At 63.5% G+C, this 14,829-nt stretch carries 17 protein-coding genes; 12 read left to right on the top strand and 5 right to left on the bottom strand.

Features of this window, described 5'->3' with window-relative positions:
• A partial coding sequence (gene rph, locus ABR948_RS15850; protein ID WP_428119481.1) for a ribonuclease PH occupies positions 1-291 on the bottom strand: 291 nt, incomplete at its 3' end.
• 179 nt (positions 292-470) lie between these two features.
• Here rph and hrcA point away from each other — a divergent pair.
• Entirely contained in the window at positions 471-1,559 is a 1,089-nt protein-coding gene (gene hrcA / locus ABR948_RS15845; protein ID WP_428119479.1) for a heat-inducible transcriptional repressor HrcA, read from the top strand.
• Between the two features lie 223 nt (positions 1,560-1,782).
• Positions 1,783-2,382, top strand: coding sequence for a nucleotide exchange factor GrpE (gene grpE / locus ABR948_RS15840; RefSeq protein WP_428119477.1), 600 nt, complete (start codon positions 1,783-1,785; stop codon positions 2,380-2,382).
• 154 nt (positions 2,383-2,536) lie between these two features.
• On the opposite strand, the gene pncA is transcribed toward grpE, so the two are convergent.
• Both pncA and ABR948_RS15830 read right to left on the bottom strand, forming a co-directional pair.
• A complete protein-coding gene (gene pncA / locus ABR948_RS15835) occupies positions 2,537-3,253 on the bottom strand; it encodes a bifunctional nicotinamidase/pyrazinamidase (protein WP_428119475.1) in 717 nt (238 codons plus the stop codon).
• A 141-nt stretch (positions 3,254-3,394) separates the two neighbouring features.
• Positions 3,395-4,327 carry a hypothetical protein gene (locus tag ABR948_RS15830; RefSeq protein WP_428119473.1) on the bottom strand — a complete coding sequence of 311 codons (933 nt, stop codon included), beginning with the start codon at positions 4,325-4,327 and terminating at the stop codon, positions 3,395-3,397.
• 411 nt (positions 4,328-4,738) lie between these two features.
• Here ABR948_RS15830 and dnaK point away from each other — a divergent pair, with 411 nt between their 5' ends.
• From dnaK to ABR948_RS15785, 9 genes are all read left to right on the top strand, one after another.
• Positions 4,739-6,640 (top strand): molecular chaperone DnaK, encoded by a 1,902-nt coding sequence (gene dnaK / locus ABR948_RS15825; RefSeq protein WP_428119471.1) that lies wholly within the window; start codon positions 4,739-4,741, stop codon positions 6,638-6,640.
• 140 nt (positions 6,641-6,780) lie between these two features.
• A complete protein-coding gene (dnaJ, locus tag ABR948_RS15820; RefSeq protein WP_428119469.1) occupies positions 6,781-7,908 on the top strand; it encodes a molecular chaperone DnaJ in 1,128 nt (375 codons plus the stop codon).
• Between the two features lie 95 nt (positions 7,909-8,003).
• Positions 8,004-8,606, top strand: a complete 603-nt coding sequence (locus ABR948_RS15815) for a class I SAM-dependent methyltransferase (RefSeq protein WP_428119467.1) — start codon at positions 8,004-8,006, stop codon at positions 8,604-8,606.
• 54 nt (positions 8,607-8,660) lie between these two features.
• Positions 8,661-9,242: an NADPH-dependent FMN reductase gene (locus tag ABR948_RS15810; RefSeq protein WP_428119465.1), complete on the top strand. Its 582-nt coding sequence runs from the start codon at positions 8,661-8,663 to the stop codon at positions 9,240-9,242.
• A gap of 1 nt (position 9,243) precedes the next feature.
• The gene (gene pyrF, locus ABR948_RS15805; RefSeq protein ID WP_428119463.1) at positions 9,244-9,954 is read left to right on the top strand and encodes an orotidine-5'-phosphate decarboxylase; all 711 of its coding nucleotides are present in this window, start codon (positions 9,244-9,246) and stop codon (positions 9,952-9,954) included.
• Between the two features lie 30 nt (positions 9,955-9,984).
• A complete protein-coding gene (locus ABR948_RS15800; protein ID WP_428119461.1) occupies positions 9,985-10,287 on the top strand; it encodes a DUF1330 domain-containing protein in 303 nt (100 codons plus the stop codon).
• 78 nt (positions 10,288-10,365) lie between these two features.
• Positions 10,366-11,181 (top strand): 4-hydroxy-tetrahydrodipicolinate reductase, encoded by an 816-nt coding sequence (gene dapB, locus ABR948_RS15795; protein ID WP_428119459.1) that lies wholly within the window; start codon positions 10,366-10,368, stop codon positions 11,179-11,181.
• A 30-nt stretch (positions 11,182-11,211) separates the two neighbouring features.
• Complete coding sequence (locus ABR948_RS15790) at positions 11,212-11,835, top strand: 2,3-bisphosphoglycerate-dependent phosphoglycerate mutase (protein ID WP_428119457.1); 624 nt, start codon at positions 11,212-11,214, stop codon at positions 11,833-11,835.
• A complete protein-coding gene (locus tag ABR948_RS15785; protein ID WP_428119455.1) occupies positions 11,832-12,362 on the top strand; it encodes a GNAT family N-acetyltransferase in 531 nt (176 codons plus the stop codon). Before ABR948_RS15790 ends, ABR948_RS15785 begins: the two co-directional genes overlap by 4 nt.
• Positions 12,363-12,465: 103 nt before the next feature.
• Here ABR948_RS15785 and ABR948_RS15780 read toward each other — a convergent pair whose 3' ends face one another.
• The gene (locus ABR948_RS15780) at positions 12,466-13,371 is read right to left on the bottom strand and encodes a methylated-DNA--[protein]-cysteine S-methyltransferase (RefSeq protein ID WP_428119453.1); all 906 of its coding nucleotides are present in this window, start codon (positions 13,369-13,371) and stop codon (positions 12,466-12,468) included.
• A gap of 69 nt (positions 13,372-13,440) precedes the next feature.
• On the bottom strand, positions 13,441-13,959 hold the full coding sequence (locus ABR948_RS15775) for a DUF2244 domain-containing protein (protein ID WP_428119451.1): 519 nt from the start codon (positions 13,957-13,959) through the stop codon (positions 13,441-13,443).
• Between the two features lie 22 nt (positions 13,960-13,981).
• On the opposite strand from ABR948_RS15775, the gene nth reads away from it, so the two are divergent.
• The gene (gene nth, locus ABR948_RS15770; RefSeq protein WP_428119449.1) at positions 13,982-14,758 is read left to right on the top strand and encodes an endonuclease III; all 777 of its coding nucleotides are present in this window, start codon (positions 13,982-13,984) and stop codon (positions 14,756-14,758) included.
• Positions 14,759-14,829: the final 71 nt, after the last annotated feature.

The following is a 14,829-nucleotide window of genomic DNA, read 5'->3' as shown; positions in this document are numbered from 1 at the left end:
CGAGCGGCCGATCAGGCGCTGGATTTCGACGGTGCGGCCGTTTTGCTTGCCGGCCGACGCCTCGCGGCGGGTGCGCTCCAGCGTGGCCCGCGGCAGCATGCCGTATTCGGCCGTGACCCAGCCCCGGCCCTGGCCCTTGAGCCAGGGCGGCAACCGCTCTTCCAGCGTGGCCGTCACCAGCACATGGGTGTCGCCGAATTTGACCATGCAGGAACCCTCGGCATATTTGACCACGCCGCGTTCCAGCGACACGGCGCGCAGTTCATCCGGCGCACGGCGGCTTGGCCGCATGGGAATCCTCCAGAATTCAAGAAAGGTTGTGGCTGGCGTGCTTGTAGGAGGGGGAGCGGGCGCCAGCAAGGCCCTTGGTTGGCTCCTTGTGGTTAGTTCCGCCCGTCCTTTGGGACCAATGCCTGCTTGTAACCTGCCTCCAACATGGACAAATTAGGGTCTGCCGTGAGGAGTACCCTGTGGCCCACCACGAACCGATTGGCCTGATCGCGCCGCATGCCGGGCTGGCCCAGCTCAACGAGCGTTCGCGGGACATATTTCGTCAAATCGTCGAGAGTTATCTGGCGACCGGCGAACCCGTCGGCTCGCGCAACATTTCGCGCCTGATCGCGGTACCGCTGTCGCCGGCCTCGGTGCGCAACGTGATGTCGGATCTCGAGGCGCTCGGCCTGATTTACGCCCCGCATACCTCGGCGGGACGGCTGCCGACCGAATTCGGCCTGCGTTTTTTCGTCGACGCCCTGATGCAGATGGGCGATCTCACCGAACCGGAACGGCAATCGATCCAGACCCAGCTCGCGTCCGTCGGCAAGGCGCAATCGGTCGAGGCCGCGCTCGGCGAGGCGCTGACCCGGCTGTCCGGCCTGACCCGGGCCGCGGCGGTGGTACTGACCGCGAAATCCAATTCGCGGCTCAAACATATCGAGTTCGTACGGCTGGAGCCGGAGCGGGCGCTGGTGGTGCTGGTCGGCGAGGACGGCCAGGTCGAAAACCGCGTGCTGACGCTGCCGCCGGGCGTTCCCTCATCGGCCCTGACCGAAGCCAGCAATTTTCTCAATTCACGGATTCGCGGGCGAACGCTGGCGGAAGCGCGCCTCGAACTTGAGACCGCCTTGACCCAAAACCGGACCGAGCTCGATCAGCTGACGCAAAAGGTGATCGCGGCCGGGATCGCGAGCTGGTCCGGCGGGGAAACCGATAACCGCCAGCTGATCGTGCGCGGTCACGCCAATCTGCTGGAAGACCTGCATGCGCTGGAGGATCTCGAGCGCGTCCGGCTCTTGTTCGACGATCTCGAGACCAAGCGCGGCGTGATCGATCTGCTGGGACGCGCCGAGCGCGCCGAAGGGGTGCGGATTTTCATCGGATCGGAGAACAAGCTGTTTTCGCTGTCGGGCTCTTCCACGATCATCGCGCCCTATAGCGACGGCGCTGGGCATATCGTCGGCGTTCTCGGTGTGATCGGGCCGACCCGGCTCAACTATGCCAGGGTGATTCCGACGGTGGACTATGCCGCGCGCATCGTCAGCCGGATGCTGGGCGGATGATCCAGGTCTGGATCCGGCGGGACTCTCTCTCATTTGAAGCGTTTCTGTCACGTCGACCGGTTCCCACCCCGGATCGAGCCTTGGGCAGGCTTCGCTTGAAGCGCAATGGCGCTTGATTTTTGGCGCCTGAAGCACGATATCCGGCCCAGCAACCCCACTCATTCCCGATCCATTGCAAGATCGATCCAGATCAATCTCAAGACGATTTCGAGAAGGCAGTATGATGACCGATCCCAACGGGCAGAAGGACAATCCGGCAAACCCGGCACAGGCCCCCGAACCCGTGGTTTCCAAGCCCTACATCATGCCCGACGATCCCGAGGAAGGGTCGGTCGAGGCGCTTACGAAAGAGGCCGCGGAATCGCGCGACAAGATGCTGCGCACGCTGGCGGAGATGGAAAACCTGCGCAAGCGGACCGCGCGCGAGGTGGCCGATGCGCGGGTCTATGGCATCACCGGTTTCGCGCGCGACGTGCTCGATATCGCCGATAATCTGCAGCGTGCGCTCGATGCCGTTCCGGCCGACACCAGAGCGGCGGCCGATCCCGTGCTCAAGGCGCTGATCGAAGGCGTTGAGCTGACCGAGCGGTCGCTGCTCAACACGCTGGAGAAAAACGGCGTCAAGAAATTCGATCCTTCGGGCGAGAAATTCGATCCGAATTTCCAGCAGGCGATGTACGAGGTGCCGGACGCTTCGGTACCCGCCGGGACGGTCGTGCAGGTCGTGCAGGCCGGTTACACCATCGGCGAGCGCGTGCTGCGGCCGGCGCTGGTGGCGGTCTCCAAAGGCGGCGCCAAAGCCGGCGCTGCTGAACCGAGCTGAGCGCGATCCCGCCCCATTATGAGGGGCAGAATGTAGGGTGGGCAAAGGCGCTCTTTGCGCCGTGCCCACCGAGATTTTAGAGGTAGGCACGCGGAGCCTGTCATCGGGCGCGCATTCGCGCGACCCGTTGGCTTTGCCCACCCTACGATTTCTTTTACACCACGAGATCGCTGGACTGGATGCGCTTGACGCCGGCCTTCTCCATGTCCGCCCAGGCCTTGGCCAATGAACCCTGCGCGTCGATTCCGCGGCAGGCATCCTCGACCACATAGGCCTCGAAGCCGGCCTTGCGCGCGTCGAGCGCGGTCCACGCCACGCAGAAATCGGTCGCCAGCCCGGCGATGAACAGACGCTCCAGCTTGCGCGCCTTCAGATAGGCGGCGAGCCCGGTCGTGGTCTTGCCGTCGGCTTCGGTGAAGGCCGAATAGCTGTCGACGTCCTTGTGATAGCCCTTTCGAATCACGAGCTCGGCCTGCGGGATCGACAGGTCTTTCGACAGCGAGGCGCCGTCGGTTCCCTGCACGCAGTGATCGGGCCACAACATCTGCTTGCCGTAAGGCAGATCGATCATTTCGAAGGGCTTCTTGCCGTCATGGGCCGACGCGAAGGAGACATGGCCGGCGGTGTGCCAGTCCTGCGTCATCACCACATTGGCAAAGCCCTTGGCGATGCGATTGATCACGGGAACGACTTGCTCGCCGTCCTTCACCGCCAGGCTGCCGCCGGGCAGGAAACAGTTCTGAACATCGATGACCAGAAGCGCCGAGGCGTCATCGATCTTGATCGAAGCGGCCGCCCAAAGTGATTTCGGAATCATGGTCGTGAGGGCCACGGTGCCTAATCCCGCCAGAATCTGTCTTCGGTCCAACATGCTGCATCTCCCCTGTAAAGATAGATGCCAGCAAATCAGGTCGGCGAACGATCGTAAAGCTGGCCGGCGCCCGCGCGCGCTCGAATTTTTGGCACCTGATGCCCGCGGGCGATCCTTGGTGCCGGTTCAGTGAATTCCGTCTCAGTGAATTCCGTCGCGCACGGCGCGAAAACGCGGAAACGCGCTCGCCCATTGATCGCGCGGCGCGCTGCCGATGACGCGAAGCGTGGTCGGGCCACCGAACCGCAGCCACTGCACGACGGTCACGGGAATGTTGTCCTTGCCGCTGGTCGCCTCGAGACGCGTTTCATATCCGGCGGTGCCGTCGATGCGGACCGGCTCGGACATCGTGATACGCCAGTTGCGTACCCCCGGAATCGAGGTTGCGGCCTGCTCGGCGAAGCGGCTGCGATCCTCCGGTTGCGCCGGCGCGGAGGCCATCACGCCAATCACCACGAACGGAGAGGGCTCGAAGCCGGTCGTTTCATCGCCGTCGGCGAGAATGACGGCGCCGCCGGGCGCCAGCGTGCGGACATTCTTGAAATCGCCGAGCTCGCTGACCTTGAACGGCAACAGCGACAACTGCTCCTCGACCGGAACGGACTTGCGGATCACGGCCGATGCAAACATCTGCCGCACCGCGTCGTCGGTGTAGATCTTGCTGGCATTCTCGGGGACCTGGACCGCGATATAGCCGGAGAAGGTGCTGCCGCCCTGCAGGATCATCGAATAGCGCCGTACGGCGGTCGCGCCGGTCTTGGCGTTCTCGACGGTGTAATAGGCAACTCCCGCCGACGTCTCGATGGTCTCGGGCTTGATGCCGCCGGTGCCGTTCGGATTGGCCTTGAAGGCGTTCACCACTTCGCCATAGGCGTCGGCCGGCAGCTCCGCCACCAGCACCTTGACGCTGCCATCCTCGGTTTCAAATCCGATGAATGTCTTGGCGCGCACCAGGCCGACCAGCGGCACCATGCCGACCCGGACGCCCGGCGGGAAAACCGGGTCCGCGGCGAAGGCGGGGCCGGCGGCGATGAGGAGCAGGGTAATCGCGGAGAATAGCCGAATGTGCTTCATCGGAAATCTACTGTGTTTGCATTGAGGCCGTTCAATGGTCGGCCGGCACGGGTCCCGGCGGGCAGCCGGCGGGTTCTCCGCAGGGTCCTCCGTGGGTTCTTGGGATCAGTCCGCCCGCTTTTAGCGGGTTTGTCGTTCCGGCAACAGGCCGGTCCAGCAGGTGTTCCGGCTTGTGCTCCGGCTTGTGTTCCGGCGATCCGGTCTCGCCAAGGCGTCCCGGAAGCGGACACTATCTTTCAAGGTTGAGGGGTTTTCGGGGCTCAAGGTTGCGTCTCGGTCCTTGCAGGGCCTGCCCCCCCTCCTATATGAGGCTCACCGTCGCAATATCGCGAGTAATTGATCGTTGGGGAGTTGGATTGGTGCGCCGTCAGGGCCCAGCCAACCTGCCGCAAAAAGAAGGATATGAGGACCATGGGAAAGGTCATTGGGATCGATCTCGGCACCACGAATTCGTGCGTTGCCGTAATGGATGGCAAGACGTCGAAAGTCATTGAGAACGCCGAGGGCATGCGGACGACCCCGTCGATCGTCGCCTTCAGCGATGATGGCGAGCGCCTGGTCGGCCAGCCGGCCAAGCGCCAGGCGGTGACCAATCCCGAGCGGACTTTCTTTGCGGTCAAGCGCCTGGTCGGCCGCCGCTATGACGACCCGATGGTCGAAAAGGACAAGAAGCTTGTCCCCTACAAGATCGTCAAAGCATCCAACGGCGATGCCTGGGTCGAAGCCGACGGCAAGACCTATTCGCCCTCGCAGGTCTCCGCGTTCATTCTGCAGAAGATGAAAGAGACCGCCGAAGCCCATCTCGGCCAGAAGGTCGATCAGGCCGTCATCACCGTTCCCGCCTATTTCAACGACGCGCAACGTCAGGCCACCAAGGATGCCGGCAAGATCGCCGGACTTGAGGTGCTGCGCATCATCAACGAGCCGACCGCGGCCGCGCTTGCCTATGGTCTCGACAAGACCAAGGCCGGCACCATCGCGGTGTACGATCTCGGCGGCGGCACCTTCGACGTCTCGATCCTCGAGATCGGCGACGGCGTGTTCGAGGTGAAGTCGACCAATGGCGACACCTTCCTGGGCGGCGAAGACTTCGACATGCGCCTGGTCAGCTACCTGGCCGACGAATTCCAGAAGGAGCAGGGCATCAACCTGCGCAACGACAAGCTCGCTCTGCAGCGCCTGAAAGAGGCCGCCGAAAAGGCCAAGATCGAATTGTCCTCGACCACGCAGACCGAAATCAACCTGCCGTTCATCACCGCCGATGCGTCCGGTCCGAAGCATCTGACGATGAAGCTGACCCGCGCCAAGTTCGAGGCGCTGGTCGATGATCTCGTCCAGAAGACCATCGAGCCCTGCCGCAAGGCCTTGAAGGACGCCGGCCTGACCGCTGGCGAGATCGGCGAAGTGGTGCTGGTCGGCGGCATGACCCGCATGCCGAAGGTCCAGGAAGTGGTGAAGCAGTTGTTCGGCAAGGAGCCGCACAAGGGCGTCAATCCCGACGAAGTCGTGGCCATCGGTGCCGCGATCCAGGCCGGCGTGCTGCAGGGCGACGTCAAGGATGTCCTGCTGCTCGACGTGACGCCGCTGTCGCTCGGCATCGAGACGCTGGGTGGCGTGTTCACGCGCATCATCGACCGCAACACCACGATCCCGACCAAGAAGAGCCAGGTGTTCTCGACCGCCGAGGACAACCAGAATGCCGTCACCATCCGCGTGTTCCAGGGCGAACGCGAGATGGCGGCCGACAACAAGGTGCTCGGTCAGTTCGACCTGATGGGCATTCCGCCGTCGCCGCGCGGCATGCCGCAAATCGAGGTGACCTTCGATATCGACGCCAACGGCATCGTCAACGTCTCGGCCAAGGACAAGGCGACCGGCAAGGAACAGCAGATCCGGATTCAGGCCTCCGGCGGTCTGTCCGAAGCCGACATCCAGAAGATGGTCAAGGACGCCGAGGCCAACGCCGCCGAGGACAAGAAGCGCCGTGAAGCGGTCGATGCCAAGAACCATGCCGACGCGCTGGTGCATTCCACCGAGAAGGCGCTGGCCGAGCACGGCTCGAAGGTCGAGGAAAGCGAACGCCGGGCGATCGAAGACGCGGTCAGCGATCTGAAGGAAGCGCTGAAGGGCGACGATGCCGAGGCGATCAAGGCCAAGACCAATACGCTGGCGCAGGCTTCGATGAAGCTCGGCGAGGCGATGTACAAGCAGCAGGCCGAGGCCGATGCGGCCAAGGACGCGGCGAAAGACGATGTGGTCGACGCGGAATTCACCGAAGTCGACGACGACAAGAACACCAAAAAGTCTGCTTAAATGGCGGTCAGGATGACCCTCATCCCAGTGAGCGCGCAGCGCGTCGCGACGGATGAGGGTCATTTTTCATTAAGCCGAAGGCGGCATTGTGTGAGCCGCATTCCTTCGGAATGAGGATGAACTTCGGGCGGGTTTGACGGATGTCCACCAAGCGCTGCTACTACGAAACCCTTGAAGTCGAACGTACCGCGGACGAGTCCAAGCTGAAGTCGGCGTTCCGCAAGCTCGCGATGAAATGGCATCCGGACAAAAACCCGGGCGACGCCACGAGCGAAGTCCGTTTCAAGGAAATCAACGAAGCCTACGAAGTCCTCAAAGACGGCGACAAGCGCGCCGCCTATGACCGCTACGGTCATGCGGCGTTCGAGCAGGGCGGCGGCGGTCCCGGATTCGGCGCCGGCTTTGCATCGTCATTTTCCGATATTTTTGAAGACCTGTTCGGCATGGCCGGTCAGCGCGGCGGACGCGGTGGACGCGAGCGCGGCGCCGATCTGCGCTACAACATGGAAATCACGCTGGAGGAAGCCTTCCTCGGCAAGACCGCCCAGATCGAGATTCCGGTCTCGGTCACCTGCGAATCCTGTTCGGGCATCGGCGCCAAGGCCGGCACCAAGCCGAAGATCTGCTCGACCTGCGGCGGCGCCGGCCGGGTGCGGCAGGCGCAGGGATTTTTCACGCTGGAGCGAACCTGCCCGGGCTGTCAGGGCCGCGGCCAGATGATCGAAGACCCCTGTCCCTCCTGCTCGGGCTCGGGGCGGGTGACGCGCGAGCGGACCTTGTCGGTCAATATTCCGCAGGGCGTGGAAGACGGCACGCGGATCCGGCTTTCCGGCGAGGGCGAGGCCGGCGTTCGCGGCGGTCCATCCGGCGATCTCTATATTTTCCTGTCGCTGGCTTCGCATGAATTCTTTCAGCGCGACGGTGCCGATCTGCATTGTCGCGTGCCGATCTCGATGGTGACGGCGGCGCTGGGGGGTGAATTCGAGGTGCCGACCATCGACAAGGGCAAGACCAAGGTGAAAATCCCCGCCGGAACCCAGTCCAGCCGGCGCTTTCGCATTGCATCAAAAGGCATGCCGGTGCTGCGTTCGCGTCAGACCGGCGACATGTATGTCCAGGTCGTGGTCGAAACACCGCAAAACTTAACCAAGAAGCAGCAGGAATTGCTGGCCGAGTTCGAAAAATTATCGTCCGGTGCAACCCAACCCGAGGCTGCGGGTTTCTTCACTAAGGTCAAGGACTTCTTCGGCAACCGCGCCGCCACTTAGTGACGGTTCGGCTTGACCGTATCGGCCGCTACCTATACCTCTTTATGACTAATTTCTGACACTGCCGCGAAGCCGCGGTCCCGCCTGGTAGCGACATGCCTTTGCAATCGTCCGTGCGTGCGTTGAAAAAACCCCTTCGTCTCGACGATGAGGTTCGCTTTCTTCGTTCATGGATCGAGAAGCCGCTTCACATGGGCGCTGTGATGCCGTCGGGACGGGTATTGGCCCGTACCATGGCGCAGTATGTGGACATCAATTCCAAAGGCCCGGTGGTCGAGTTGGGGCCCGGGACCGGCGCCATCACCAACGCGCTGATCGAGCATGGCGTCGACCAGAAGCGCCTTGTGCTGGTCGAATATAATCCGGGCTTCTGCGCTTTGCTGCGCGATCGCTATCCGCTCGCCAAGGTGGTGCAGGGCGACGCCTATGCGCTGCGCGATTCGCTCTGGGATGTGTTGAGCGCTCCGGCATCCGCCGTGGTCTCGGGCCTGCCTTTGGTGACCAAGCCGATGCTGACCCGCCTGAAACTGATTCGCGATGCCTTCCTGGCGCTGGCACCGGGTGCGCCGTTCGTGCAGTTCACCTATTCGGTCGCGCCGCCCATTCCGAAATCGCTGCCGGGCGTATCCACAGAGGCCTCCGAGCGGATCTGGATGAACCTTCCGCCGGCGCGCGTGTGGGTGTATCGCAAGGGCTGAAGCCTTCCCGCGCCTGCCTGCGCGGCTGGTTCGTTCTGAACGCGATTTTAAATCATGTCCGCGCTGAAAATCCTGGTGATCCCCGGCTCGCTGCGCACCGGCTCGCTCAATGCGAAGCTCGCGGCGGCGGCCGCGTATCAATTCGCCCAGGCCGGCGCCGAGGTCACGCGGATATCGCTCGCTGATTTTCCGCTGCCGATCTATGACGGCGATCTGCAGTCGAAATCGGGCGTGCCGAAGCATGCGATCAATCTCAAACGCATGATCGGCGCCCATCACGGCGTGCTGATGGTGACGCCGGAGTACAATTCATCGGTGCCGCCGCTGGTCAAGAATACCATCGACTGGGTGACGCGGGTGCAGGACATGCACGAAATCCGCGGCCAGGTGTTTCGCGGGCGAGCGTTTGCGATCGCGGCCGCGTCGGAAGGCCGGCTCGGTGGAACCCGCGCTTTGGCGGCGCTGCGGCTGATACTGTCCGCCTGCCACGCGATGGTCATTCCCAATCAATTGGCGCTGTCGTTCGCCAGCGAGGCCTATGATGATATGGACAGATTGAAACATCCCGCCGATATCGAGGCGCTGAACGCGCTGGTGCGGCAGCTGATCGACGTTTCCCAGCATGGAGTGAGGTGACATGCCGCCATCCGACATCGCTCCGCGCGACCGGCTGATTGTGGCGCTCGATCTGCCCGACGTCGCGGCCGCGGAAGCGATGGTCGGGCGGCTCGGCGACAGCGTGACATTTTACAAGATCGGCTACCAGCTGGCCTATGCCGGCGGCTTGCCGCTGGTGCGCCAACTCGCTGACGCCGGCAAGCAGGTCTTCATCGATCTCAAGCTGCACGACATCGGCAACACGGTGGCGCGCGGCACCGAGAGCCTGGCCAGGCTCGGGGCCACCTTCCTGACCGTGCACGCTTTTCCGCAGACCATGAAGGCGGCGGTCGATGCGTGCGCGGGGTCGGGGCTGAAGATCCTCGCCGTCACCGTGCTGACCTCCTACGACGACGGCGATCTCGATGCCGCGGGATATCGCCTCGGCGTGACCGATCTGGTCGAGGTCCGCGCCCGGCAGGCCCAGGCGCTCGGTATCGATGGTCTGGTCTGTTCGCCCGCGGAGACGGCGGCCTTGCGCAAGATCACCGGTCCCCGGATGAGCCTGGTGACGCCGGGTGTGCGGCCGGCGGGCACGGAACTCGGCGACCAGAAACGCATCATGACGCCGGGGCGCGCCATTTCGGGCGGCGCGGATTATCTGGTGGTCGGGCGGCCGGTGATGGAAGCCGCCGACCCCAAAGCGGCGGCGGATGCCATCGTGGCGGAAATCACGCTGGCGCTGATATAACCAGGATCAGGCCAACCGAGGAAAGCGCAGATGGCAAAAGGCTACTGGATCGCCCGCGTCGATGTTCACAACATGGACGGCTACAAGGAATATATCGCGCAGAACGGCGCGGTATTTGCGAAATACGGCGCCAAATTTCTGGTGCGCGGCGGCCGCTTCGTCGGCCGGGAAGGCTCGTCGCGCTCGCGCAATGTGGTGCTGGAATTCAAGGATTATGAGACCGCCATCGCCTGCTACAATTCACCGGAATATGTCCGCCTGGTTGCGATGAGATCGCAACACGCCGAGAGCGACCTCGTGATCATCGAAGGCTATGACGGGCCGCAGCCCTAAGGACGAGCCCCGCCGAAGGCCTGATCGGTTGCCGGAACTGCCTGCCCCGGCTATACGGCACAGACGAGGTTTTTTGACATGACGCAGATGCGCTTGATCGTTGCGGGGGCCGGTGGCCGGATGGGCCGCGCGTTGACGCGCGTCATTTCGCAAACTTCGGGCGCCGTGCTGACCGGCGCGCTGGAGGCGCCCGGTTCGGAACTGCTGGGCCAGGATGCCGGCGTGCTGGCAGGGCTGCCCGCCAACGGGGTCCTGCTGTCGGCCGATCTGTGGTCGCTGTCGGCCAATGCGGATGCCATTCTCGACTTCACCGTGCCGGGGGCGACCATCGCCAATGTCGCGATCGCCGCCGAGCGGGGCCTTGTCCACATCATCGGCACCACAGGTCTTTCGGACTCGGATGATGCCGTGATCAAAAGCGTCACGTCGCGCGCCATTGTCGTCAAGTCGGGCAATATGAGCCTCGGCGTCAATCTGCTGGCGGCGCTGGTGAAGCGGGTGGCGGCGTCGCTGGACGATGATTTCGATATCGAGATTCTGGAAATGCACCACAAGGCCAAGATCGACGCCCCGTCGGGCACCGCCTTGCTGCTCGGCGAGGCGGCGGCGGCCGGCCGCAAGATCGCGCTGAGCCAGCACGCCGCGCGCGGCCGGGACGGCATCACCGGCGCACGCCGGGCCGGCGACATCGGCTTTGCGTCGCTGCGCGGCGGCACCGTCACCGGCGACCACAGCGTGATTTTTGCCGGCCCGATGGAACGCATCGAGCTGACGCACCGGGCCGAGGACCGCACCATGTTCGCGCAAGGCGCCGTCAAGGCGGCGCTGTGGGCCCATGGCCGCAAGCCCGGGCTGTACTCGATGGCCGATGTGCTTGGGCTCAGTGATTTTTAGGCATCTGGATTCGAAACGGAAACCACAGGAATGAGCGACCGCCTTCTCGTGCTCGTGCGCCACGGCCAGAGCGAATGGAACCTGAAGAATCTCTTCACCGGCTGGAAGGATCCAGATTTAACGGAAAAGGGCATCGCCGAGGCCAAGGACGCCGGGCAGAAGTTGAAGGCCCAGGGATTGTCGTTCGACATCGCCTTTACCTCGGCGTTGATACGCGCGCAGCACACGCTCGATCTGGCGCTGGTCGAGATCGGCCAGACCGGTCTTCCCATCCGCCGGCATCTGGCGCTCAACGAGCGCGACTATGGCGATCTGTCGGGCCTCAACAAGGACGACGCCCGCAAGAAATGGGGCGAGGAGCAGGTCCATGTCTGGCGGCGTTCCTACGACGTGCCGCCGCCCGGCGGCGAAAGCCTCAAGGACACGCTGGCGCGCACGCTGCCCTATTTCGTGCAGGAGATTCTGCCCTGCGTGTTGCGCGGTGAGCGCACGCTGGTGGTGGCGCACGGCAATTCGCTGCGGGCGCTGATCATGGTGCTGGAAAAGCTGACCCCGGAAGGCATTCTGGCGCGCGAACTCGCCACCGGCGTGCCGATCATCTACCGGCTCAACGCCGACTCGACCGTGGCGTCGAAGCTCGATCTGGCGGCGTGAGCGCCAGGCCTGAGATCATTTCCCTGGTTGCGCCGGTTGCGGACGCCGCGCTGGATCAGCTGGCCGCCGTATTGGTCGATTGCGTCGAAGGCGGCGCCAGCGTCAGCTTCATGTCGCCGTTCTCGCAGGCGCAGGGGATGGCATTCTTTCGCAAGGTCGCGGGCTCGGTCGCCGCAGGCGATACCGTGCTGCTGGCGGCGCGGCTCGACGGCCGGATCGTCGGCACGGTCCAGCTCGGGCTGGATACGCCACCGAACCAGCCGCACCGTGCTGATATCAGGAAATTGCTGGTGCACCGCTCCGCGCGCGGCCATGGCGTCGGCGCGGCCTTGATGGCGCAGGTTGAAGAGGAAGCCCGGCGGCATCGCCGCTGGCTCCTGGTGCTCGATACCGTGCCCGATGAAAACGGTCACCGGCTTTATTTGCGCGAAGGCTGGCAGCAAACCGGGATCGTGCCGGACTACGCGCTGTTTCCGGATGGCCGGCCCTGCGACACGGCGATCATGTGGAAGCGGCTGGAGCGGTGACTGCCAAAGATTAGAGCCGTCATTCCGGGATGGTGCGTTAGCACCAGACCCGGAATCTCGAGATTCCGGGTTCGATGCTTCGCATCGCCCCGGAATGACAAGACTAGTGAATCCCGACTTGCCCGGCTTCCCAGCCCAGCATCGCCTGCTTGCGGGTGATGCCCCAGTGATAGCCGGTCAGCGTGCCGCTTTTGCCGAGCGCGCGATGGCAGGGAACCACGAACGACACCGGATTTTTCCCGACCGCAGCACCAACCGCGCGGGACGCCTTGGGGCTCTTGATCTTGTTGGCGATGTCGGAATAGCAGACCGCGCGGCCCATCGGGATCTTCAACAGCGTCTCCCACACCCGGACCTCAAAATCAGTACCGATCAGGATCACGCGCAGCGGCTGATCCGCGCGCCACAGTTTGGTGTCGAAGATACGCTGCGCCAGCGCTGATGTGCCGGCGCGGTCTTCGAGATAGGTCGCGCGCGGCCAGCGCCGCTGCATGTCGGCTAGCGCGGCCTGTTCTTCGCCGGGATCGGCGAACGCCAGACCGGCCAATCCGCGGCCGCTGGCAATCACAATGGCCGTCCCGAACGGCGAGGGGTGAAATCCAAAGCGCAATGTCATGCCGGCGCCGCCGTTCTTCCATTCGCCGGGCGACATCGCCTCATGGGTGACGAACAGATCGTGCAGCCGCCCCGGGCCCGACAGCCCGGAGTCCAGCGCCGCATCGAGCACGCTGGCGGAATCGCGCAACAGGCCCTTGGCATGGTCGAGCGTCAGCGCTTGCATGAAGGCCTTTGGCGTCAGCCCGGCCCAGCGCCGAAACAGCTGGTGCAATTCATCTGGCGTGACGCTCGCGGCATCCGCCATCGATTCGATGGTCGGCTGCGCGCGCCAGTGCTCCGAGATGAAGGCGATCGCGCGCCGCACCGAATCATAGTCGCGCAGTGCCGCGTTCTCGGAACCGGGCTTGGACAGGCGATGGTCGTTGATGGCGAGGTTCATGTGATCGTTCATGGCAAGGTTCATCATGCCTTACGATGTAGGCCTGGCGCGAGCTGCAAACCACCCGATTCCCGACAGGGATCACGATATCGGATTATAGGTCGGACCCCGCCGCGCGGCCTGCAGCGCTGCCGTTAAGGCTTTGGCAAAGCTTGCCTTTTCATCGGGTCCGAGGAAGCTCGCGATAGCGACGCGGCGGCCTCTTGAAACCAGATAAAGTTTTTCGATGCCGAATTCGGCGTGGGTCTTCCGGTCGAGTTGCACCCATAGCGGATTGAGCACGAACTCGACCACGTGACCGCGATGGCTGACCCGGCGCACGCGAAGTTCGAAGGGCGTCACCGAGATTTCCTCGGTGGCGCGGGCGCGGCGGAAATTGACCCGGAACGCCCAATAGATCGCGAGGATGTCGAGGCCGAAAAAGCCGAACACCGGCCACGCGCCCATCAACCAAAAGCCAACGCCGGCCGCGAAGCTGACCGCGCTGAGAAACCCCATCAGCACCAGAAAACCGGTGCGATTGAGCGAGCGGTGCGGCGTCAGCAGCGCCGAGAACAATTCGTCCTGTGGCTGCGGATCAAATTCATTGCCTGCGGTCATGACCTGTCAGTATACCCGGATCATGCCGAAAATCACCCGCAGACTTCCGCCCAAATCGAAGCTCAAGTCGAAATCCAAATCGACGCCCAAATCGAAAACTGACGCCGCCAAGCGCGTCAAAAAAGCCGGCAACGCTGCGGCAAAATCGAAAGCGCCAGCCAAGCCCTGGACACCGGCCGAAGTCCATGAGGCGTTCAGCCGCTTTCGCAAGGCCAATCCCGAGCCGAAGGGGGAACTCGAACATCTCAACCCCTACACGCTGCTGGTCGCGGTGGTGCTGTCGGCGCAGGCGACTGATGCCGGCGTCAACAGGGCCACGCGCGCGCTGTTTCAAGTCGCCGACACGCCGCAAAAAATGCTGGCGCTGGGCGAGGACAAGGTGCGCGACTACATCAAGACCATCGGGCTTTATCGCAACAAGGCCAAAAACGTCATCGCGCTGTCGGAAAAGCTGATCGCCGAATTCGGCGGCGAGGTGCCGCGCACCCGCGCCGAACTGGAATCGCTGCCGGGCGCCGGCCGCAAGACCGCCAATGTCGTGCTCAACATGGCGTTCGGCGAGCGCACCATGGCGGTGGATACCCATGTGTTTCGCGTCGGCAATCGCACCGGTCTGGCCCCCGGCAAGACGCCGCTCGAGGTGGAGCTCGGGCTTGAGCGCTTGATTCCGTCGGAGTTCATGCTGCACGCGCATCACTGGCTGATTCTTCACGGCCGCTACATCTGCCTCGCCCGCAAGCCACGCTGCGACGTATGCCTGATCAACGATCTCTGCCGCTGGCCGGAAAAGACGGTTTGAGGCAAAATCGCCGTCATATCGAGACATCGTCCAGCGTGTAGCCTGGACGGGCGTGAGTTAGAGGGGGCGCT

It is taken from the genome of Bradyrhizobium sp. (assembly GCF_050014615.1).
In the GTDB taxonomy this organism is placed as follows: domain Bacteria; phylum Pseudomonadota; class Alphaproteobacteria; order Rhizobiales; family Xanthobacteraceae; genus Bradyrhizobium.
The sequence above is the reverse complement of the archived record's forward strand: the minus strand, read 5'-3'. Positions and strand labels throughout refer to the sequence as shown.

Bases quoted from the DNA above. Each gene is read 5' to 3' on its own strand.
- ABR948_RS15800 (WP_428119461.1), top strand. From the start codon at position 9,985: ATGGCAAAAGGCTACTGGATCGCCCGCGTCGATGTTCACAACATGGAC.
- ABR948_RS15775 (WP_428119451.1), bottom strand. From the start codon at position 13,959: ATGACCGCAGGCAATGAATTTGATCCGCAGCCACAGGACGAATTGTTC.
- dnaJ (WP_428119469.1), top strand. From the start codon at position 6,781: ATGTCCACCAAGCGCTGCTACTACGAAACCCTTGAAGTCGAACGTACC.
- ABR948_RS15810 (WP_428119465.1), top strand. From the start codon at position 8,661: ATGTCCGCGCTGAAAATCCTGGTGATCCCCGGCTCGCTGCGCACCGGC.
- ABR948_RS15790 (WP_428119457.1), top strand. From the start codon at position 11,212: ATGAGCGACCGCCTTCTCGTGCTCGTGCGCCACGGCCAGAGCGAATGG.
- dnaK (WP_428119471.1), top strand. From the start codon at position 4,739: ATGGGAAAGGTCATTGGGATCGATCTCGGCACCACGAATTCGTGCGTT.
- ABR948_RS15780 (WP_428119453.1), bottom strand. From the start codon at position 13,371: ATGAACGATCACATGAACCTCGCCATCAACGACCATCGCCTGTCCAAG.
- pyrF (WP_428119463.1), top strand. From the start codon at position 9,244: ATGCCGCCATCCGACATCGCTCCGCGCGACCGGCTGATTGTGGCGCTC.
- grpE (WP_428119477.1), top strand. From the start codon at position 1,783: ATGACCGATCCCAACGGGCAGAAGGACAATCCGGCAAACCCGGCACAG.
- pncA (WP_428119475.1), bottom strand. From the start codon at position 3,253: ATGTTGGACCGAAGACAGATTCTGGCGGGATTAGGCACCGTGGCCCTC.
- dapB (WP_428119459.1), top strand. From the start codon at position 10,366: ATGACGCAGATGCGCTTGATCGTTGCGGGGGCCGGTGGCCGGATGGGC.
- nth (WP_428119449.1), top strand. From the start codon at position 13,982: ATGCCGAAAATCACCCGCAGACTTCCGCCCAAATCGAAGCTCAAGTCG.
- ABR948_RS15830 (WP_428119473.1), bottom strand. From the start codon at position 4,327: ATGAAGCACATTCGGCTATTCTCCGCGATTACCCTGCTCCTCATCGCC.
- ABR948_RS15815 (WP_428119467.1), top strand. From the start codon at position 8,004: ATGCCTTTGCAATCGTCCGTGCGTGCGTTGAAAAAACCCCTTCGTCTC.